Source organism: Acinetobacter sp. 1124_18A, assembly GCF_052824995.1.
On sequence record NZ_VTDF01000005.1, the window covers coordinates 174,216 to 195,093 of the forward strand.

General features: G+C 36.0%; 23 protein-coding genes and 1 tRNA gene. 13 read left to right on the forward strand and 11 right to left on the reverse strand.

Annotated features, from left to right (window positions below):
- Positions 1 to 34 precede the first annotated feature (34 nt).
- From FY048_RS12160 to FY048_RS12170, 3 genes are all read left to right on the forward strand, one after another.
- Positions 35 to 802: a class I SAM-dependent methyltransferase gene (locus tag FY048_RS12160; protein ID WP_446091305.1), complete on the forward strand. Its 768-nt coding sequence runs from the start codon at positions 35 to 37 to the stop codon at positions 800 to 802.
- A gap of 282 nt (positions 803 to 1,084) precedes the next feature.
- Positions 1,085 to 1,423, forward strand: a complete 339-nt coding sequence (locus FY048_RS12165; protein ID WP_016138719.1) for a hypothetical protein — start codon at positions 1,085 to 1,087, stop codon at positions 1,421 to 1,423.
- An 866-nt stretch (positions 1,424 to 2,289) separates the two neighbouring features.
- Positions 2,290 to 2,844 carry a TetR/AcrR family transcriptional regulator gene (locus FY048_RS12170; protein ID WP_446091306.1) on the forward strand — a complete coding sequence of 185 codons (555 nt, stop codon included), beginning with the start codon at positions 2,290 to 2,292 and terminating at the stop codon, positions 2,842 to 2,844.
- A 67-nt stretch (positions 2,845 to 2,911) separates the two neighbouring features.
- Here the strand turns inward: FY048_RS12170 and FY048_RS12175 are convergent, their stop codons facing one another.
- Both FY048_RS12175 and FY048_RS12180 read right to left on the reverse strand, forming a co-directional pair.
- On the reverse strand, positions 2,912 to 3,856 hold the full coding sequence (locus FY048_RS12175; protein ID WP_446091307.1) for a metal-dependent hydrolase: 945 nt from the start codon (positions 3,854 to 3,856) through the stop codon (positions 2,912 to 2,914).
- 284 nt (positions 3,857 to 4,140) lie between these two features.
- Positions 4,141 to 4,374: a DUF2171 domain-containing protein gene (locus FY048_RS12180; protein WP_004793546.1), complete on the reverse strand. Its 234-nt coding sequence runs from the start codon at positions 4,372 to 4,374 to the stop codon at positions 4,141 to 4,143.
- A gap of 249 nt (positions 4,375 to 4,623) precedes the next feature.
- Here FY048_RS12180 and FY048_RS12185 point away from each other — a divergent pair, with 249 nt between their 5' ends.
- The 4 genes from FY048_RS12185 to FY048_RS12200 are packed head-to-tail and all read left to right on the forward strand — an operon-like array spanning position 4,624 to position 7,634.
- Positions 4,624 to 5,637, forward strand: a complete 1,014-nt coding sequence (locus FY048_RS12185; RefSeq protein ID WP_446091308.1) for an acyl-CoA dehydrogenase — start codon at positions 4,624 to 4,626, stop codon at positions 5,635 to 5,637.
- Positions 5,625 to 6,419 (forward strand): PIG-L deacetylase family protein, encoded by a 795-nt coding sequence (locus FY048_RS12190; RefSeq protein WP_446091309.1) that lies wholly within the window; start codon positions 5,625 to 5,627, stop codon positions 6,417 to 6,419. The genes FY048_RS12185 and FY048_RS12190 overlap by 13 nt, the downstream gene beginning before the upstream one ends.
- Positions 6,394 to 6,993 (forward strand): class I SAM-dependent methyltransferase, encoded by a 600-nt coding sequence (locus tag FY048_RS12195; protein WP_446091310.1) that lies wholly within the window; start codon positions 6,394 to 6,396, stop codon positions 6,991 to 6,993. The genes FY048_RS12190 and FY048_RS12195 overlap by 26 nt, the downstream gene beginning before the upstream one ends.
- A complete protein-coding gene (locus FY048_RS12200; RefSeq protein ID WP_174732214.1) occupies positions 6,990 to 7,634 on the forward strand; it encodes a glycosyltransferase in 645 nt (214 codons plus the stop codon). Before FY048_RS12195 ends, FY048_RS12200 begins: the two co-directional genes overlap by 4 nt.
- Before the next feature lie 4 nt (positions 7,635 to 7,638).
- Here the strand turns inward: FY048_RS12200 and FY048_RS12205 are convergent, their stop codons facing one another.
- Entirely contained in the window at positions 7,639 to 8,001 is a 363-nt protein-coding gene (locus tag FY048_RS12205; RefSeq protein ID WP_446091311.1) for a DUF3592 domain-containing protein, read from the reverse strand.
- Between the two features lie 245 nt (positions 8,002 to 8,246).
- Here FY048_RS12205 and FY048_RS12210 point away from each other — a divergent pair, with 245 nt between their 5' ends.
- Entirely contained in the window at positions 8,247 to 9,494 is a 1,248-nt protein-coding gene (locus tag FY048_RS12210) for a mechanosensitive ion channel family protein (RefSeq protein WP_446091312.1), read from the forward strand.
- Positions 9,495 to 9,681: 187 nt separating this feature from the next.
- Here the strand turns inward: FY048_RS12210 and FY048_RS12215 are convergent, their stop codons facing one another.
- The gene (locus FY048_RS12215; protein ID WP_446091313.1) at positions 9,682 to 10,086 is read right to left on the reverse strand and encodes a hypothetical protein; all 405 of its coding nucleotides are present in this window, start codon (positions 10,084 to 10,086) and stop codon (positions 9,682 to 9,684) included.
- A gap of 309 nt (positions 10,087 to 10,395) precedes the next feature.
- On the opposite strand from FY048_RS12215, the gene FY048_RS12220 reads away from it, so the two are divergent.
- Positions 10,396 to 11,160, forward strand: coding sequence for a COG4705 family protein (locus tag FY048_RS12220; protein WP_446091314.1), 765 nt, complete (start codon positions 10,396 to 10,398; stop codon positions 11,158 to 11,160).
- A 71-nt stretch (positions 11,161 to 11,231) separates the two neighbouring features.
- Here the strand turns inward: FY048_RS12220 and FY048_RS12225 are convergent, their stop codons facing one another.
- Complete coding sequence (locus FY048_RS12225) at positions 11,232 to 12,449, reverse strand: MFS transporter (protein WP_446091315.1); 1,218 nt, start codon at positions 12,447 to 12,449, stop codon at positions 11,232 to 11,234.
- A 110-nt stretch (positions 12,450 to 12,559) separates the two neighbouring features.
- Between FY048_RS12225 and FY048_RS12230 the strand changes: the two genes are divergently transcribed.
- Complete coding sequence (locus FY048_RS12230) at positions 12,560 to 13,006, forward strand: winged helix-turn-helix transcriptional regulator (protein ID WP_130174032.1); 447 nt, start codon at positions 12,560 to 12,562, stop codon at positions 13,004 to 13,006.
- 85 nt (positions 13,007 to 13,091) lie between these two features.
- A complete protein-coding gene (locus FY048_RS12235) occupies positions 13,092 to 13,421 on the forward strand; it encodes a hypothetical protein (RefSeq protein WP_004793524.1) in 330 nt (109 codons plus the stop codon).
- A 162-nt stretch (positions 13,422 to 13,583) separates the two neighbouring features.
- Here FY048_RS12235 and FY048_RS12240 read toward each other — a convergent pair whose 3' ends face one another.
- The 6 genes from FY048_RS12240 to cysS all read right to left on the reverse strand — a co-directional run bounded on the left by FY048_RS12240 (position 13,584) and on the right by cysS (position 18,892).
- Entirely contained in the window at positions 13,584 to 15,482 is a 1,899-nt protein-coding gene (locus tag FY048_RS12240; protein WP_446091316.1) for an AAA family ATPase, read from the reverse strand.
- Positions 15,469 to 15,981 carry an ABC-three component system middle component 5 gene (locus tag FY048_RS12245; RefSeq protein ID WP_446091317.1) on the reverse strand — a complete coding sequence of 171 codons (513 nt, stop codon included), beginning with the start codon at positions 15,979 to 15,981 and terminating at the stop codon, positions 15,469 to 15,471. Before FY048_RS12245 ends, FY048_RS12240 begins: the two co-directional genes overlap by 14 nt.
- Position 15,982: 1 nt before the next feature.
- Complete coding sequence (locus tag FY048_RS12250) at positions 15,983 to 16,570, reverse strand: ABC-three component system protein (RefSeq protein ID WP_446091318.1); 588 nt, start codon at positions 16,568 to 16,570, stop codon at positions 15,983 to 15,985.
- Positions 16,571 to 16,573: 3 nt separating this feature from the next.
- The gene (locus FY048_RS12255) at positions 16,574 to 16,768 is read right to left on the reverse strand and encodes a hypothetical protein (RefSeq protein WP_446091319.1); all 195 of its coding nucleotides are present in this window, start codon (positions 16,766 to 16,768) and stop codon (positions 16,574 to 16,576) included.
- Between the two features lie 563 nt (positions 16,769 to 17,331).
- Positions 17,332 to 17,407, reverse strand: a tRNA-Gly gene (locus tag FY048_RS12260).
- A gap of 63 nt (positions 17,408 to 17,470) precedes the next feature.
- Positions 17,471 to 18,892 carry a cysteine--tRNA ligase gene (gene cysS / locus FY048_RS12265; protein WP_419295948.1) on the reverse strand — a complete coding sequence of 474 codons (1,422 nt, stop codon included), beginning with the start codon at positions 18,890 to 18,892 and terminating at the stop codon, positions 17,471 to 17,473.
- Between the two features lie 163 nt (positions 18,893 to 19,055).
- Between cysS and FY048_RS12270 the strand changes: the two genes are divergently transcribed.
- Together FY048_RS12270 and FY048_RS12275 are read left to right on the forward strand one after the other, a co-directional pair.
- Positions 19,056 to 19,697 carry a hypothetical protein gene (locus FY048_RS12270; RefSeq protein WP_446091320.1) on the forward strand — a complete coding sequence of 214 codons (642 nt, stop codon included), beginning with the start codon at positions 19,056 to 19,058 and terminating at the stop codon, positions 19,695 to 19,697.
- Between the two features lie 203 nt (positions 19,698 to 19,900).
- Entirely contained in the window at positions 19,901 to 20,878 is a 978-nt protein-coding gene (locus FY048_RS12275; protein WP_446091321.1) for a KpsF/GutQ family sugar-phosphate isomerase, read from the forward strand.

Consider the following 20,878-nt stretch of genomic DNA (forward strand, 5'->3'; position numbering starts at 1 on the left):
ATGGTGATTCCATTGCAAAGTAGGAAGCAAGGTTATGATCACCCAGCACGATATAAACCAAAAACAATATCAAAATAAATCTTTAGACTATTTGAATAGCCAAGCGCATTCTGAAGGAATTGAATTTAATAAATTTATTCATGAAATTCAGAAATATGAAAAGGCTGTTGTTCTAGATTTAGGCTGTGGTGGTGGTCATGTTTCTTATAATGTTGCTCCAGATGCTGACCTTGTCTTTGCCTACGATTTATCTCATGAGATGTTAGACACCGTGTCGAAGGCTGCTAGCCAGCGCAAATTAAAAAACATCTTTGTGCAGCAGGGCATTGCTGAAGACATGCCTTTTAGTGATCAGCAGTTTGATGTCGTTATCAGCCGATATTCAGCTCATCACTGGCAGCATGTTCCGACGGCCATGAAAGAAGTAAACCGCGTTCTTAAGCCAGATGGTATTGTTATTTTTGTAGATATTATTAGTTCTAGCTCGCCTATATTAGATACGTTTTTACAGACGATCGAAACTATTCGAGACCCAAGTCATGTACGAAATTATAGTGTGAAAGAGTGGGTCTATTTTATTGAAGATGCAGGCTTTGACTTAGTGGGTTTAGACAAACAAACGCTTTCATTAGACTTTGATAGTTGGGTAAAGCGTATGAAAACCCCTGAAGATCAAATTAAAACTTTACGCTATTTGCAGGAAGGTTCGTCTGACCTCGTTAAGAAGTATTTCAAAATTCAAAATGACGGTAGCTTTGAAAGCCATGTGGGTTATTTCGTCTTTAAAAAATTAGGGTTTTAAAGTGCTAGTGAGTAAGGGTTTTAGTCGATAAGAAATGAATTAAATATCACTAGAACTCTTTACTTGAATCGCTTGGATTATATTAAAGATAACAATAAAACAATTCTAATATCATTTATTTGATAAAACTTAATCACACAATTTTTTTAAGGTGATTAAGTGCTCAAAAGAGAAGAGGATTTATCTAATTTTCTTATTATTAATAGACACTTATGAGTAATTATTATTTAATACGCCCGCAACATTATCACTAATACTTTTAATAACTTTGTCGGGGAAATAATGCGTAATATTTTAGTAACAGTTTTCACTTTATTGGTAGGAACATCAGTTTATGCTGAACAAGAGCCAAAAACTTATATACAGCGATCAACTTGCGAGAGAACAGTACAACTACATGGTTTTTTAAGCCGCGCTCAACTTGATTGTAATTATCACTATACTTCACAAGAATTAGTTCATGAATCTGACAAATGTACTAAACATGAGCTAGGTGAAAAATATGGTAAAGAAGTTATGAGATTAGGTATGGACCAATTTGAGGCACGCAAGAGAGGAGATATGAAAGGCCAATTATGTAGTACGGTTTTAAAAGAGTTTCCAAACTATATTAAAAAATAAAATAAGGTTTTAAAAACCTCTTCTAGCAAGCCGATAAAATGGATTTAATTATTCATTTTATCGGTGTATCACCACATATAATTTGCTAATTAAATTAGAAAAGAAACTTTAAAAATTCACCGAATATCACATTGACACTTAAAATCTCTCTTATTATTCTCTGCGATAGAACGGAGGAGGGACGCCTTGTGCGTGCTGGTTCTATATGCCCAGTCTGCTAACCCTCTTTTGTTCTATTATTATTTTTACTAAATAATAAATTTCTAATGAAAGAATTAAATATTCTAATCCAATGAAAAATAATATTTATTCAATTGTTTTCTAGCCAATATCACATTGACACTCTAAACCCCTCCGATTATGCTTTGCCTGCTGGCCTACATCGCCAGCCGACTTTGACAGGTCGGATAGCCAACGCACACGAAAAAGTCTTTCTTTTTTGTGGGCATCCCTGCGTGCCCCCTCTACGGTGGAACGGGAGGGGGACACCTTCGGGTGTGCTGATCTTTTGGCTATCAGTCTGTCAACCTTCTCTCGTTTCACCACCATTATTTGACAGTAATGTGGTGAAGCTTCTTTATAGCCAAAGGAGTTCGCTTATGCGTACTATTTCTTCTCAATTTTTGGTCTTTGCCAAACTCTCTCTATCTATACCGCCCAACTGGTCTTTAAAACGGTTTAACCGACTCTAGGTTTCTACAACCTTAGCTCGTTACGACTAAAAAATCATAGCAACAATAAAACCTGAGATAGCTTAGGCACATTTTTGTGCTGCTTTTGCATGCCTGTTTTTAGCACTCATTTTAAGAGTGACGGCATTTCTATCTCTTTTAGATACAACAAAAAATTATTTAAACGGTATTCCTATGCCAAATTTAGAATCTTCATTTAGAACACTCAGAGTGCTTCACACCGCAAAAGACTTATTTAATCAATATGGGTTTCATAAGGTCGGGGTCGACCAAATTATTGCAGAAGCCAAAGTTGCCAAGGCTACTTTTTACAACGACTTTCACTCAAAAGCACGACTCATCGAGATGTGTCTCACTTTTCAAAAAGACGCGCTCAAAGTAAAAGTGTTTTCCATTGTTAATTCTTACCGTGAGCAAATGGTGCTTGATAAACTTAGGCAGATTTACCTGTTACATGCCGATTTAAATGGTTTTTACCATTTACCTTTTAAAGCAATTTTTGAAATTGAAAAGCTCTATCCAGTTGCCTATAAAGTTGTGGTTGACTATAGAAACTGGTTTGTTAATGAAATCTATAAGTTGCTTTTAACTTTAAAAGTTACGGCCTCCATTCAAGATGCTTATATGTTTTTATTTATGATTGATGGGGCGATGGTCCAGCTTTTAGATAAAAATGCGGTAGATGAAAGAGATCGGTTGTTGGATTATTTCTTTTTAAATTTTGCTTAAGCGACAAAACTCACTAAAGAAAAAGCCTCCAAATAAGGAGGCTTTTCATTATAAATAAAATAGCTGCTTAGCTTAATGTTGCAGGTTTTGCAGCTTGTGTCATTCCTTCAAAATATTGAACGGCAGGCGAACGAGCCATATAAGCTAAAGCTTGCTCGGTGTCACCTTCATGAAGTGGGTTAAATTTTGGAGAAACCCATCTTAATGTCGCTTTCCATAAATATTTAATGGTTGGTAAGTTGTCTGAGCGAGTCGCAGTTTTTTCAAATTCACGAATAATTTTGAAGTAGCCACGACGCATCAATTTTTGAATGTCTTTGTGCTCTAAATCTTGTTGGCCCAAACTACGCGCAAAGTCAGCAAGAAAATAAATAAACAGCGGGAAAACAGCCGCCATAATCACTTGGCGTGACACATAAAACCCAAACTTGTTTGTTAAAAGGTGTTCAAATAAGTCGTAGGCAACACAGCGATGTTCAACTTCTTCAGCCAAATGCCAACGGAACAAATCTGCCATAGCAGGGTCTGCTTGGTCCCAAGACTTACTGTCAAGCGTCCATTGACCAATGGTTCCGGTAAAGTGCTCAATTGCAGCAATCATACCTACTCGAAAAAGTAACCAATATTCATCAAGCTTTTCGCCTTTTAAAAAGGGTATACCTAAAGGTTTGTCACCCAATAAAATGTTAAACACAAAATGGGCGCGGTTGAGTGTTTCTTGAATGTCGTAGCCATTTTCACGTAAGAAGTCTTGAGCTTTTTCATGGGCACGTGCATGAGCTGCTTCTTGACGAACAAAGCCAATCACTTCTTGTTTTAATGTTTCATCGGTAATCAAGGGAAGGGTTTTATTAAACACGCGGCAAAACCAAAACTCACCAGCCGGCAAGAGCATATTAATGCCATTTGCTACATGTGAGCATAGCGGATCATTCGGCATCCAGCAGACAGACGACTCGGCAAAATCAAAATGTACTTTTCTTGCTTTAAGCTGATGATTCCCTGTGATCATATACGTCACCCTATTCATAATTGTTCATTTAATGCGAATGGACAATTTTTAGCATTAAGTAAAATTGATCACCATGTGAGTAAAGGACAAAAACATCTAACAAAAGGCTTATAGAGATAAAAAACGGCCTAAGTCAGAGATTTCATAAATAAAAAAAGGCTCCTTATGAAAAGGAGCCTTCAGTTCGGGGAGTTAGGCTGTAAAGTTTTTAAGCCTATTCATTTTTATAAGCTGAAACGATTTATTATAAAGTTCAGGTTAAGTCACGTATCGTGCTTAAAAGTCTAGATCGCTTGCCACTGATCTTTAACTTCTTCTGAATTTTTATTCAGAATGACTTGGTTTTCTTTCACTTCCCCAATCCATCCAGTAGGAATAAGGTGATGTTGACCGCTTTCGTCTCGAGTCAGCTTTAATTGGTTTTCACCATCTAGATGGTCGACTGTTCCTACTTTAGTACCACAAGAAGCAATAACGTCTGCGTGTTTTTTAATATCATTAATATTTAAAGTACTCATTTTAGACCTCTTCTTTAGAAATAGAAAAACGGTAAGACTTAAATTACTTTAAATAATTGGATAAATCAGGGGTTTTTAATAAACCTTACAGGATGGGTTTATAAGTTCACTTAATAAATATATTTGAGTAACAATGAAATAATTAGATATAAAACCAATAATATTTATCTTTTTATTACAATTTACATGTTTATTTAAACAGAAGTATTTAGATAAGGTTAAACCAAGTCTTATAAATAATTATTTGCAATGAATATTAAAATACCTATAAATGTGACGATATTAAGTATCTTGAGTGAATTTGAATCTGCCTTAGCTGAAGATAAAAGTAAGCTTCGTATAGATTTACTCTCTCAATTGGTAAGTTTAGCCAAAAATTTACCTCATCCTGCTTCGGGTCAGACCTATCAACGCTGGCAGCTTTTTGCTCAGATTGCTGGAGTTGATTTAAGTTTGGCGAAGCTTTTTGAGTCGCATTGCGATGCTGTAAGCATTTTATATGAGTTGGGTTATCAGCAAGAAATAGATGACCAACTTTGGGCTGTTTGGGCAGCAGACGGTGGACCAGCTCCGTTGCAAGTGAAAGATAACCTGTGTCAGGGCATAAAGCCTTGGTGTTCTGGTGCAGAGCTTATTCAAAAAGTTTTAATGAGTTTTAAAAATCAGCAAGGGCAGGCTCAGCTTTGTATTGTCGACTTAAGTGATTCTTCCATTAGCACGGACTTAAGCCACTGGCATGCAGTCGGGATGGATGCGACACAGACTGCAAGAGTAAGTTTTGAAAATACACCTGTTAAATTGATTGGTCACCCAAATAGTTATTTAAAACGCTCAGGTTTTTGGCATGGTGCAGCAGGTGTTGCCGCTTGTTGGTATGGTGCCGCCGTTGGTTTAGCTGGTTTCTTACAAGAAAGTTGCCAGGTCAGTCCAAATCCTTTTAAAAAATTGTATTTAGGCGAGGTCGCGCATCAATTAGAAATCACTAAGCAATATTTTAAATATGTTGCTGAACTGATTGACAGCAAACCCATGCTAAATCATGAGCGGGAAATACGAATATTACGTGCTCAAACAGAACAATGCTGTCTGAGTGTGGTTGAGCGAGTAGGGAAAGCGTTAGGTGCTCGTCCTTTTTGTGAGGATGCTACTTTTGCACAGCTCATGGCTGATTTGCCTGTGTTTATCAGACAAAGTCATGCTGCTTTTGATTACCAACAAATTACAGAACTTTGTTTATCGGACCAAAGTCTATGGGAACTTTAAAACATCCTTTGGTCGAAGACCGCATTATTTTTGGTGAGGGTACGTCCAAAGAGCAATGGTTAAATGCATTTCAACAACAACCTTTAGCGCCTTTAAATCTTGAGTTATTCTGCTCTAAAAGAGTGGTGATTGTCGCTCCACATCCTGATGATGAAGTACTTGGTTGCGGTGGTTTAATGCAGCAACTTATTGCGCTGAATTGTAAGATCCTCATTTTAGCGGTAAGTAACGGCACCCAAAGTCATCCTAACTCTACAAAATATCCTCCAGATCAGCTCAATATTCTTCGTCCGCAAGAAAGCTTGGCAGCCTTAAAGTATTTAGGGGTAGAAGAGTCAACTGAGCATGTAGAGCTTAATTTGTTAGATGGACAGATTCATTTGCAAACTGATCAACTGTGGCAGAGTTTAGAGCAGATCGTTCAAGCCGATGACATTCTAATTTGTAGCTATGCCTTTGATGGCCACCCAGACCATGAAGCAGTAGGCAAAACCGTACAAGCTTATGCAATTGCTAAGCAACTTCTATGTTTACACGTATTAATTTGGGCTTGGCATTGGGCAAAGCCTTTAGACTCACGAATTGATTGGTACCGAGCAAAAGCTTACCGCTTAACCGAAGAACAGCTAACTAAAAAACATCAAGCAATTTTGCAGTTTAAAACCCAACTTGAAGCAGATGAAACCACGGGTAATGCTGCGGTTCTTTCTTCAAGTGCAATTAAACGTCTTTTAATGCCTTATGAGGTTTATTTGAGTGATTCATTCTCGCATGTACTTTGAAGATTTATATCGTCATAACAGTGATCCGTGGGGCTATGATTCTCATTGGTATGAAGCTCGTAAAAGACAAATTTGTCTCGCGCTGCTGACAAGACCTCGTTATTCAAAAGTGTTAGAAGTGGGCTGTTCAAATGGACATTTAAGTTTTCATTTGGCACAAAGAGCTGAGCAACTGCTGTGTATAGATGTCTCTGAGTGTGCTGTTCGTTTAGCATCCAAGCGCTTAAAAGAATTTGAGCATGTGGTCGTTGAAAATAGAAAAATACCTGAAGACTATTCAATTCAAAAATTCGATCTCATTTTAATTAGTGAGATGGCCTATTACTTATCTGCTGATGAGTTGCTGCAGTTTATTGAAAAGTTAAAACATAGTTTAAATGACGACGGCGAGATTCTTTGTTGTCATTGGCGTCATGAAATTCAAGATTTTGAATTAAATGCAAAACAAGTCCATCAAGGCTTTCAGCAACATTTTCCATTTCATCACTATCTCAGCTTAAACGATCCAGATTTTATGATTGATCTATGGACGGCGAACACTTCCTCTTTAGCACAGCAGGAAAAACTAAGATGAAAATAGGTATCGTCATTCCAGCGCATAACGAAGAGCACTATCTATCTGCTTGTTTGCACTCTATTCAGGTCGCTATCGATAACATTAGCGGTTATGACGTAGAAGTGATTGTTGTACTCGATAACTGTACAGATCAGTCGCGGTTGATTGTACAAAGCCATCAGATCAATTGGATTGAATGCAACTACGCATGTGTTGGGCAAGCACGAGATTTAGGAATTCGCCATTTAATTGGGCGTGGCGTGACATGGATTGCATGTACGGATGCAGATACGGTGGTCAGTCCTGATTGGCTGCGCTATCAAATCCAGCACCAACCCACAGATGCAATTTGCGGCACTGTAACGCTAGATGATTTTAGTCATCTCTCTATAACGAAACAGCAAAAATATTTAGCGCATTATAAAGATCAGATGGATCATGCGCATATTCACGGGGCAAATTTAAGTTTTAGTGCAGAGGTTTATCTTTTGGTTGGCGGCTTTGAGCCTATTTCATGCCATGAAGATGTATCTTTAATCAAAAAATTGATCAAGCATTGTTGCAATATTACTTGGAGTAATCTGGTGCGAGTGACAACAAGTAGTCGCTTAAACGGGCGTGCACCTCAGGGTTTATCGTACTTTTTAAATAATCTCTAATGTCTTAAACCATTACCTCGCCCAATATTGAAATATTCTTTAAATTCTTAGGGTCATATTTAATTTTGATGATGCTTCCGACTTTATATTGATCATGATTTCGTTTAGCAATAAGCACCTTTAGGTTTTCAGTCATGATTTGGCCTTGCTCCGTTTGAAATTTCAATTTTATATAACATAACGGGCGATATTGCACCTTAGCTAATGAGTCCTGAAAATATACGACCTCGGCAGAAGTAAGGATTCCTCGTTTATAAATTAAAAATTTATGAAATAGACTTTTAAGAAAAAAGGTCCAAGCAATATAGATAAAGAATAAGCTAAACCAGACCACGCCAATAAAAGTCAAAAAGTCAGAAAATTTCACTCACTAAAACCAGAATTATTCGTTTAACGTATTATTTTAAATGAGTCGATTCATTCGATCTAGTTTATGTGCGTGATCTAAAACATAAGTTGATAAGACCTGAGCGTTAAGCGTCAAAATAATGAAAAACATAGCAGGGTATATAACTTAGTTGTTGTATTTATGACTACATATGTAAACAAGTCTTATTATCAAGTGCTTTAGCCCTTAAAATTCTACAAAATAAATTTTTAAGGGGTAAATTTTTGGATTTTTTAAGTTTTTTTCGCGATATTCAGGCTCATTTAAGCCATTATCCTTGGCTAGAGATGTTTGTTTCACTCACGATTTTGATTCTATTTGCCGCATTTGCAACTTTTATTGCTAAACGTATTATTGTGCGGGGCGTTCGTCACTTAGTGACCAAGCTAAAATCACCCAATCAATCTATTTTTGCTCAGCATAGCATCATAAAGAAATTTGCTAACATTGTTCCTGCTATTGTGATTATGAACGGTATTGCAACTGTTCCACATTTAACTCCAAAGTTTATTTCTTTTGTAGAAATGGGTGCGCAAGCATTTATCTTTCTTACACTCGCGCTTACGGTCAGCGAGCTTTTAAATATCTTCAATCTTATTTATCAGCGTAATCCGAAGTCTAGAAATAAGCCGATTAAAGGTTACTTACAACTGGTTAAGTTAATCTTATTTGTTGTGTGTGGCCTGATGATTTTGGGAACATTCCTTAAAAAGGATGTGTTCACTTTGCTTGCAGGTTTCGGTGCAATGGCAGCGGTATTAATGCTGGTTTTCCAAAACACGATTTTGTCTTTAGTGGCGAGTGTACAAATTGCCTCTTATGACATGGTGCGGATTGGAGACTGGATTGAAATGCCGTCGCTTAATGCCGATGGTGATGTAATTGATATTTCGCTGCATACGGTCACTGTGCAAAATTTTGATAAAACCTACACGACTATTCCGACCAATAAGTTGGTTACCGATACGTTTAAAAACTGGCGAGGCATGAGCAATTCGGGCTGTCGTCGAATGAAGCGTTCACTCTTTCTCGATCAAAGCAGTGTTCATTTCATGAGTGATGAAGAGCAACAGAAGCTCAAAGAATTTCTGTTATTAGATCAATATCTTGATGCAAAAAATTCTGAAATTGAAGATTTTAATAAGCAGTTAAGCAATCAATCTCGTTATAACAAGCGCCGTTTAACCAATATTGGGACGTTTAGAGCCTATGTTGAATTTTACTTGCGCCAGCACAAGGGAATTGCCCAAAATCAAACCATTATGGTTCGCCAATTACAGCCAACTAGCCAAGGTTTGCCTTTAGAAATTTATGCATTTACCAATACGATTGCATGGGTTTCTTATGAAGCAATTCAGTCAGATATTTTTGATCACCTCATTGCGATTCTTCCTGAATTTGGTTTACGTGTTTACCAAGCACCTTCGGGTCATGATTTGCAAAGATTAACCGCAGAGATTAATCCAAGTTAAGTTTTAAACTGTTAATAACAGGTTCTCAACTATTTTTTAAAAAGCTTCCAGATGGGGGCTTTTTTTAATATTTCATCTCTAGTGACCTGTGAGAAAAATATATAAATCTGCTAGCGAGTTGAATCGTTCCGTTTAAGACTTAAAAGTTAAGGGGAGTGAAAATTGAATTCGAACTCTTCACTGTAGGTTATCCAGCAAACCAAATATTCTGATGATCACACATTGGACTCAAATGTTTAATACGTAGATTGTCTCGCTCAAAATCGCCACTTCCACCAGCAATATCTAATTCGTTGCCTATGGCGATATGTCTGCCTTTATAGCTTAAAGCTTCTTTTTCAGAATCCCACTGAGCAGAGTGTTCAGGAAATATAATCAGGATATAGTTTACATAAAGGCATTCTTGTTTTAGCTGCAATATTCCTGTTAAGCGCGCTGAAGCAGAAACACCATTAGATTGATAAACAGGGAGTTTCACCGCACTAGTATTTTCGTTCGCTTCTTGCTGCCCACATCCTGTAAGGAGTACCAATACAACTGCGCAAATTAATTTATTATTAATACCCAATTTTGTTCCTATAGGGATTTCCATATAATTTTGATAGTAATCGACTGATGTTGCATATCAATCTTTAGATTGTTAGAGAAGATTTCATCTCATTAGGTTTTGAAGTGAATTATTTAAAACTAAAAAACTTATTCATTTACATGAATAATTCTTAAATATTATATTTTATTTATTTGTATATTGTTAACTTTTTCATCTGAATTTTGGGACAAGATATGTCGTGTAATTTTCTTTGGAAAAAGATATTTGTAATTTATTTTTAACCTTAATTTTATCTTAAGGCATAAATATTTAGATAGGAGCTAATGAATATGTATGTTGGGAGAACATACAATGATGAGTCATGAGAATTTATCTAAAACCTTGAGTAAGGTTCCAGAAGTCACATTATTATTCTGGATTATTAAAATTGCAGCTACAACGCTAGGTGAAACTGCTGGAGATGCACTGTCTATGTCCCTAAATTTGGGATATGTGATCAGCACTGCAATTTTTGCTGTGATCTTTGCAGTATTTGTCGGACTACAAATTAAAGCTAAAAACTATAATTCATTTTTCTACTGGGCGACGATCATCGCCACTACCACGTTAGGTACGACAATTGCCGATTTCGTTGATCGAACCTTAGGTGTGGGCTATGCAGGAGGAAGCTTAATATTACTTATTTTATTAGGCGTATCACTGTTTGTTTGGTATTTAAGCTGCGGCACAATTTCAGTAAAAAGTGTTCAATCTGCAAAAAGTGAAGCTTTCTATTGGTTAACCATCATGTTTTCTCAAACATTAGGGACAGCTTTAGGAGATTGGACTGCTGATACTCAAGGCTTAGGATATACTAGTGCCGCTTTAATTTTTGGTACTTTATTATTGGTGTTAGCAATCTGCTATTTTTATACCAAAATCTCAAGAACCTTATTATTTTGGTTGGCCTTCGTTCTGACCAGACCTTTAGGTGCAGTATTGGGAGATTTTCTTGATAAACCTATCGCACATGGCGGATTAGAGTTAAGCAGATTTAGTGCATCTTTTGTTTTATTAGCTTTTATTGTTGTCTGTTTAGTGGTCTTTAAACCTAAAGCAGCTCAGTCGTCTCATTAAATTAACGGCTCATTAAAAACCACATGATTCTCTTGAGTGATGTGGTTTTTTTATTTAAAGAGTAGGCGTTTTTAAGAGACTTTACGTGTTATCCACCAAAATAATAATGCCAAAAGGCTAACACCTGCACCGAGTGCACACACGCCAAACCACCCCGCATAGGCGTAAGTGGCGGTTGTACTGATTGCACCTATTCCACTACCGATTGCATAAAAGAGCATGTATAGACCAACAAGCCGGCTATGCGCTTCTGGACGAGTGCGAAAAATCATACTCTGGTTGGTCACATGTAAGGCTTGTCCGCCCAAGTCTAGTAATACGATGCCAATCACGAGTGCCCACAGTGAGTAAGCCATGAGTGAGAGTGGACCCCAAGCAAGCAGTAATATTACAAGTGCTGCTAAGCTTGTGCGCTGAGCATATCCGCGATCGGCCCAATAACCCGCACGTGCGGCAGCCAGGGCACCCACGACTCCAACAAGACCAAAAGACCCAATAATAGTATGCGAAAAACTATAAGGCGGCTCACTCAACGGTAGTACCAATGCACTCCAAAAAATATTGAATGCAGCGAACATGAGTAAAGCTAAAACACCGCGCACCTGTAGCACTTTTTCTTGGTGCAGCAAGTTTAACATCGATGCTAAAAGTTGCGGGTAGCGCATAGTAATGGGTTGAATTTCTAAATGAGGCAAACGTTTCCAAAGTGGCAATGCAATCATGAGCATGATGATGGCTGCACAAAAGTAGACGCCACGCCATCCCGCTAAATCGCTAATTCCCCCTGAAAATACACGGGCAAGCAGTAAACCAATGAATACACCACTTTGTGCAGTGCCAACCACATGTCCTTGCTCATGTGGGAGAGCAGCACTCGCAGCATAAGCGATAAGCCCTTGAGTCATGGCTGTGCCGAGGAAACCCACTGCAAGCATGCCTGCTAAAAGAACAATTGTAGAATGAGCAAAGGCAACCACGAGTAATGCCGAGATCAAAGTTAATAACTGAATAGCCATTAAGCGACGCCGATTTACAAGATCACCCAACGGCACTAAAAACACGAGGGCAAGGGCACAACCTATTTGAGTGGCTGTCACTACACCACCAATGGCAGCATGACTAACGTTAAAGTCCTTAGCTAATATGTCGAGCAAAGGCTGCGCATAATAGACATTTGCTACGCTTGCACCACTTGCAATAGCAAACAGCAAAATTACACCACGAGGCATGTTTGAAAGCGGTTTATCGCTTTCTGTTTGTGAATTTGAAGATGCAAGAGAAGCTTTCATGGTCTAAATCCATTTAATCTGGTTTTAAAATGCAACTAGTTGAATATTAAGTCTACTAGTTTTAAAATGCAACTAGATAACTTATTACTGATTATTGGTAAGGAAACTCGATGACGAACTCTACATTGTTAAAAGATGAACCTTGTCCTGTTGCACGTTGCGTCAATCTGATAGGGGACCGATGGTCACTGCTCATTGTGCGTGATGCTTTTGATGGAATGCGCCGTTTTGGAGATTTTCAGCGGAGCTTAGGTGTTGCGCGAAATATTCTTTCTGATCGACTAAAAAAATTAGTGGATGCAGGTGTTCTTGAAATGCAAGATGCTTCGGATGGCACGGCTTATCAAGAATATGTATTGACCGCTAAAGGGGAGAGTTTGTTTCCAGTTGTTGTGGCTTTACGACAATGGGGTGAGCAAAACCTATTTGAAAGTGGCGAGCGACACTCTCTGTTAATTGATAAAACTACAGGTCAGCAAATTCCATTTATGGCGCCAGTCGCGGCAGATGGTACAGTGCTGAGAGCTTTTAATACTCAAGTGCAAAAGGTGAAATAAAAGAAGAGAAAACAAAAATAACCTTTTTTAACTTAAATTTGGGCAGATTAGTTGGTACCCTTGCGCGTCAAATTAAGGTGAGATTATGAGATTTATATTCCTCTTTATAAGCGCGATTTCAATTCAATGTTATGCAGCATCGGAAGCCATGGAACTTCATTACTGTGAAACTGTGAAGAAAGCAGCGAGTGGGGTGATGGATGCAAGACAACATGAAGTGCCAGCTAAAGAGTTACACGACATCGCCGATCATCTTGAAGAGCAACAAGCCAAACAACTTTATCAAGAGCTTATCAAATCTGCATATTCTTCAAAGCTGTTTGAAGACCCTCTCATTAAGTCAAAAGCTGTCGAAAATTTTCAAACTACATGGCATGAACAATGTTTGGCAAAAGAATTGGCTAAAAATATTTGAGGGTGTTAGTTGGAAATAGCTAGCTGGGTTTTGGAAAATAGGATTTTGATTCTTACTTATCTTGTAGTTATACAAAGCACCCAGAAGCTCGAAAGTCAGGGTGCTTTATTATCTACAAAATAAGTATTATTAAAAAGTTAATTTTTGATAGATATAATCACTTTATTGTAAATTTAGTGATTTTGATTCAGCAGTAAAGATGCGATTATAAATAAATGGTTTTAGCTCTTCATTTAAATGTGTAACTGAGGTGGCTAATATTATTTGACTTTTATTTTTGAAAGAATCCACAGTTTCTTTAATCACCTTTTGTAAGTTGATATTTCGTTCAGGTTCAATACCACCATCATCAATTCCATCCAATATAAGAAAGCGTGGAAATCTCATAGTTTCAATTTGATCAGCAGTTTGTAATAAAGCTAAATGAAACATTTGACGAAGGATAACCATTGAACTTTCACTAAACTTATTTTTATTATTAATAAAAATTTGATTATCTCTAAAGCTAATATTAATATGAGTAGGGTTTATAAATTCTTTTTCCCTAGGCGTATCTTGTTTTAATAAATTAGCTAAATTATTATTTAACTGTTTCATTGTTTTAATTTTTTGTTGATGACTTTCCTCTTCTAGATCTTTAATTTCTGACTCAAGTATTGAAATGTCGGAAGTTAAATCTTCAATTTTGTCTTCAAGATATTTAGTTTCTTCATACAATGGTAAAATCTTATTTATCTCTTTAATTTCATTATCTATCTGCCCAATCGAGATTGATAAATTTGAAATATTGAGTTTCTCTTGATCAGTCCAATGTTCAGTTAAGGAATTAAGTTTATGAGATAATGAGTTTATATCGCCATTAATAGTATTAATGTTGATGATAATCTCATTAATCTTTTTTTCTCTATTAATATTAATTTTTTTTGATTCATCAATTTGGATGAGTAACTCATTTTTCATTCTCAAGAGAGGACTTGTATCTGTTTCATCTTCATTTTCACTAACACATTTACATAAATTACATGAAGTTGTTGGTGAATGTTCCAATTTGGACAAACATGAAGGACAGAATTCAAAATTAACTTTTGAAACATTTTGTATAAACTCGGACTCATCTAATCTATCCAGTCTGTCTATTAACTCATTGATAAAAAACTGTGAGTCTAACGCACTTATAGATAATTGATTTTTCTCATTTTCAAGCTGTCTTTTTTTTGTTACTAAAGTATTTAAATCTTTATTTATTTTCTCGATAGTTTTTAAATTTTCATTTTCAATTTTTTTAGGAGTTTTTCTCTTGTTGACTAATTCCTCTTTATATTTTAATAATTGTTCCTCTAATTTTAAAATTCTTTTCTCAGCAGCCGTTTTATTTGAAAATGTAAAAATAGACTTTTTAAAAATATTTTTTAAAAAATTCAATTCAGTAGCTGTTTTTGATTTTTCTTTAACTTTTTCTTTTAGAGTTACCTCTTTAATATAAAGATCATTGTTATAAAAACCTAATAAATATTCGCCTATTGTTTTTCTAGTAAGTGCATCATCAAAAAGTGATGTGGTAAGTATAGGAGAGTGAATAAATGGCTGAGCAGCATATATACATCGTAATATTTGATGTACTGTTAGATCTGATGAAGCTTCTAGATTTGTTTCTTTATTATCCATTAAGTTGAAAAAAATTTGAGAATAACTAATCTTTTCTGATCTATTCATCTGGAATAAATTCCATTTATATTCTTCAATTTTATTTATATCTAGCTTTTCATATGCTATAGAAATTGGTCTTCTAGATACATCTGAAATTTCTCTCTTTAATAGAATTGTAGAGCCGTTAATTTTTAATTCTAAATAACTTTCATCACAACTCAGAGCTTCTTTTTTTAATGGTACATCTTCCATACCTAAAGTATAAGCAATAAGATCTAAAATAGTTGTTTTTCCAGAGGAGTTTGAACCAGTGATAACATTTAGACCTGCTTTAAAATTACCTAAAAATACAACATTATTATCTTGTCGTATTAATAGATTCACTATTTCAATTGTTGGTTCAAGAATTTTCATATCGATATTCCAATAGCCCTGATCTTGCTTTCAAACCCTTTTCACCATTCAAATTAATATCTAGTAAAGTAAGTATAAGAATTAATGGAAGTTTTTGATCGCCATAAAATGTGAAATTTGAAAGTTGTACTTTTAAATCAGAATTAAATTTTTTATTGGTTCTCTTAATGTAACCCTTTTTAAAAAAATCAATATCAATAAATCCTTGAGAGATAATATTCATTAAGGCTCTCTTTTGAAGTATATTTATTTTTTTAAAAGTTTCATTACTATTAATTGGATTTCTATACTCTTTCTTTATATCTTTAAAAAAACTTTTTATTTCTATATGGTCTACTGGGAATTTAAAGTCTTTAATGCAAGCAGGGTATACTAGGTAAAAATCAATAATTTGAAATTTTTCAATCTCTATAGTTTTTGTTTCATCAAGAATATTTAATATATATAGCATTCTAAAGACGCAATGTGATACGTCAAATGCAGGACTATAAATTAACATTTTAAATTGTCCATTTAATATGGCAGTTACCAGCTAAGTAATACATTAAACCATACATTCTTTCACTAGTTATAGACTTACCTGTACCATCTATAATACTTAATGCATTGCCAATAACCATACTGTCAATTATGGCATCAATCACATCTCTTGGCTTTCCTGTTTTGATCGCTGGAATAACATAAGCCTTATGCTTTGTTGCGATAGTAGAAAGGATATGTACTAAAATATACTGACCTGAACTAGATGCCTCATACATAGTAATAAATTTATTAGTTGCTTCCTTTAATTCTAAAGCATCTTCAGTAAGTTCTTCTCTATCAGCCTCTTTTAACTTTTCCTCCAATGTTATCATTGCTGATTTTGGGGTTAAATAACGGAAAAGGCTATTTTTTGTCTCTTGATAAGTTTCATCATCAAGAAAATTATCTGAATTCTCAAGTATCCGCTGATACATTTGTGCAATTGTTCTTGTCGTGCTGCTTGGTGAAAGATTTAAGTTGTTAACTGTACTTTTATCATCACCAGCAATAAGCTTAACATGTTCTGCGGTTATTTGATTTTCGTTTTGATTGACGGAAGAATACATAATTTACTTTGTACTATTATCATCGCCACCTGTAAATTTCACAGGACCTTTACTTTTAACTTTATTATTGCTCTGGTTTACAGTATTCCTATTTCTATTAAATATCGTTTTTTGAGCTGTAATAGTTACTGTAATACCAGATAATAATCCTGCAATAAAAGTTAAAATTGCATTCAAATGTTCATTAATAAAATCCATAGATTTACCCCTAAGTTAAATTAAACATCTCTATATAGCCCCACTAGTTTTCATCCTTCACGGAATCCGATGATTTTCTCATGCTATTTGGGGTTTAACGGTTCTAAATACATGCCATTGCTTTCAATAATTTATTTCTTGAAAGTTCTTTCTGTTTTCCAGTTTTGTGCAACGATAACCAAATTATCTGTTTTTTAAATCCCTTATTTGAAAGTCAGAATTTGTGTATATTTTAACACCTTGTCTAAAATCTGAAAATATCTATTCTTAAACAATACTTAAATTATAACTATTTTTGTTAAATTTAAAGCTTGGTTATAATTATTTTTTAATTTTATTACAGTTGGAACAAATTCTGCTGTAGTCCAATATTTTTATCTATTAATGAATTCTATAAGACTCATATCATACTGAGATTGATAGATGAAATTTTGCCAAGCAAAGAGGGTGGCGTACCGACACGCATATGAAGCTCTTTTAATACGAATTTTAACTAGTCAAAGCTAACCACGAGACAATAAAAAAACCACCTAATTCTTTCGAATTAAGTGGTTTTTAAATTTTGGAGCGGGAAACGAGACTCGAACTCGCGACCCCAACCTTGGCAAGGTTATGCTCTACCAACTGAGCTATTCCCGCAATGTGAGCACATTATAGAGTGTTTCACTAAAGTGTCAACACTCTTGTGATTTAATTGAACATTTAATCAGCACGACGCCAAACTGTACCTTGGCGAGTGTCTTCTAATACAACACCTTGGTCGAGTAAAGACTGACGAATACCGTCTGCTTTAGCAAAGTCTTTTGCTTTTTTCGCATCAACACGTTGTTGAATAAAATCTTCAATTTCAGCATCAGACAAAGCAAGCGCTTCTTGTCCAATATCTGATTTTAAGAAATCATCTACATTGTGTTGTACCAAACCTAAAATGTTGGTGAGGTGACGTAACGTTGAATAAAGCACAGTTGCTTGGTCAGCTTGCTCTTCTTTTACAGCACGGTTCAATTCTTTGTTAAGTTCAAACAATACCGCCATAGCTTCGGCAGTGTTGAAGTCATCACACATTGCATTGTTAAAGCGTTCAATAAAGCTTTGATCAAGCGTTTCAGTTGTCGTTTGACCGTACACTTGTTGATAGGCTTTAAATGAATGATAGAAGCGAGTTAAAGAAGTTTTTGCTTCTTTCAATGCCACATCAGAGAAGTTCACAGGACTACGATAATGTGAAGACACAATAAAGTAGCGAATCACTTCAGGGTGGAATTTTTCCATCACATCACGAATAGTAAAGAAGTTGCCTAAAGACTTAGACATCTTTTCACCATCAACATTAATGAAGCCAACATGCATCCAGTAGTTCACATATTGTTCACCAGTTGATGCTTCACTTTGCGCAATTTCATTTTCATGGTGAGGGAACATTAAATCTGAACCACCGCCATGAATATCAAAGTGGTTACCTAGGCAGCAAGTCGACATTGCAGAACATTCAATGTGCCAACCCGGACGGCCATTGCCCCAAGGTGACGCCCATGATGGTTCATTTTCTTTGGCATGTTTCCAAAGTACAAAGTCAAACGGATGTTTCTTTTCAACTTCTACGTCGACACGCTCACTCGCACCAGCTTGCATATCATCAAGCTTACGACCAGAGAGGCGACCATATTTTTCAAATTTGGTGACTTCAAAATAAACATCGCCGTTTGAAGCAGGGTAAGCAGAGCCTTTATTCACCAGATTGCCAATCATATTTTGCATCTGATCAATATATTCAGTTGCTTTAGGTGCTTCATCGGGTGCAGCACAGCCTAAATTGGCTGCATCTTCGTTCATTGCATCAATGAAACGAGTAGTAAGCTGCTGAATGGTTTCACCATTTTCATTCGCGCGTTTAATAATTTTGTCGTCAATGTCGGTAATGTTGCGAATATAGCGAACATTCCAGCCTTGGCTACGTAAGAAACGAATAATGTAGTCAAATGCAACCATAACTCGAGCATGCCCGATATGACAGTAATCGTAAACGGTCATACCGCAGACGTACATATCGATGTGACCTTCTTTGCGAGGTACAAATTCAACTTTTTTTCGTTGCTCAGAGTTATATAAAACAAACGGTTGCATAAGGGTTTTCAAACACTCTAAAAAAATCGTTATCCATCATAACGTATACACCATATTTCATAAAGTTATCAGTAAAAAAGATGCTGAGATAAGTATCGTTATTTGAAAAATGATTCGTTATAGGTGAACATGCTGAAAGTTTTTAATGAATAAGAAAATTTATATGAATCATGTAAGTAACCCTTTTAAAAAAGCTGGTATTGCGCTCCTTACAATAGGTGTTCTAGATATTATTTTTATGATCTACTCGATAATAAGTAAGATTAGTTACTCATCATCATTTAATATATTTGCTGTAATTGTGGGAGTTCTCCTTCTAAAAGGTAGTATAAAGACTGCACGATTAACAAGATGGTTCAGTTTATTCTTCTCTATTATATTGGTGGGAGGAGCTATTGGGATGATATTGATCATGCCTTTCGATTTATTAAAAATACAAATTAAACTCAATATATTATCTGCGCTAATTACATTTTTTATTGTAGTGATATTTTTCTCTTTACTTATATGGATCTATCGTCAACTTTCGACTCCAGAAGTGCTGGAATTATTTACTGAAGCAGGGTATGCAACTACAAAGAGTTCAGCTTATTTCTTTGGTTCTGTTTTTTTGATATTTATGCTGGGAATGCTTACTATTGTAGGCAAAGAGTCAGAACAGAAGGCTAAAGAATTAGCTCGGCAACAACTTGGTTCCAATTTTCAATATTACGTTTCGAGCATGTCTTTGTCAGGGAAATCGGGTCAGGCAAATGTTATTGCGTATACAGATAAAGAAATTCGGCATATTCAGATAGATTGGTAATAAATATGGGGGAAAAAAGATTCTTTGGTAAGTGTTCTTTAAATAAGTTGAAATAAGAACCAGTTTTTTCTCCATGTTTAATTAAATCCTATACATTTAAAAACGTGTAGATGATTGAGTTATGTTAGAATGCCCCCAAATCTTTTGATTAAAATCACCGATCTTCACAAGAGATCAGATCAATTATTTTGAGTCAAACTCGTATGCCCAACCCTACAGATTTTCAAAGCAGCGCATTAGCAACCTTGCGTATTGAGCAGCAAGCCATAGACGTCTTAGCAACACAAATTAATGACAGTTTTAATCAGGCTTGTGAAATATTGTTACAGTGTAAAGGCCGTGTTGTGATTACTGGCATGGGGAAGTCAGGGCATATTGGTCGTAAAATGGCTGCGACTTTTGCCTCAACTGGTACACCATCTTTCTTTATGCATCCGGGCGAAGCTGGGCATGGCGATTTGGGTATGCTGGTTCGCGGTGACGTTTTAATTGCGATTTCCAATTCTGGAAAAAGTGATGAAATCATGATGTTGATGCCACTCATCAAACATCTTGGTGTACCTCTTATTACCATTAGCCGTACTGATAAAGGCCCAATGCCTCAAAATGCCGACATCGCTTTAACGTTAGGCGAGTCTGATGAAGCGTGCCCACTAGGTTTGGCTCCGACATCGAGCACAACAGCGACCTTAGTATTGGGTGATGCGCTGGCTGTTGCTTTACTTGAAGCGCGTGGTTTTACTGCAGATGATTTTGCTCGTTCGCATCCTGCTGGAGCTTTGGGTAAGCGTTTACTTTTACATGTAAAACACCTTATGCATACAGGCGATGAATTGCCAAAAGTTTCACCAGATACGCCAATGAACCAAGTGCTTTACGAAATTTCTAATAAACGTTTAGGCTTGACGACCATTGTTGATGAACAAGAACATTTGCTTGGCATTTTCACCGATGGTGACTTGCGTCGTTTAATTGATAAACAGCAAGGTTTCGATGTGAATTTACCTGTTTCTGAAGTTATGACAAAAAAACCGTCAACTATTTCTCAAGAAGCACGTGCGGTAGAAGCTCTACAACAGCTTAACCTGAAAAAAATTAGTCAATTTGTTGTGGTAGATGACCAAAATAAAGTGATTGGTGTAATTAGTATGCATGACCTTATTCAGGCAGGGGTAAATTAA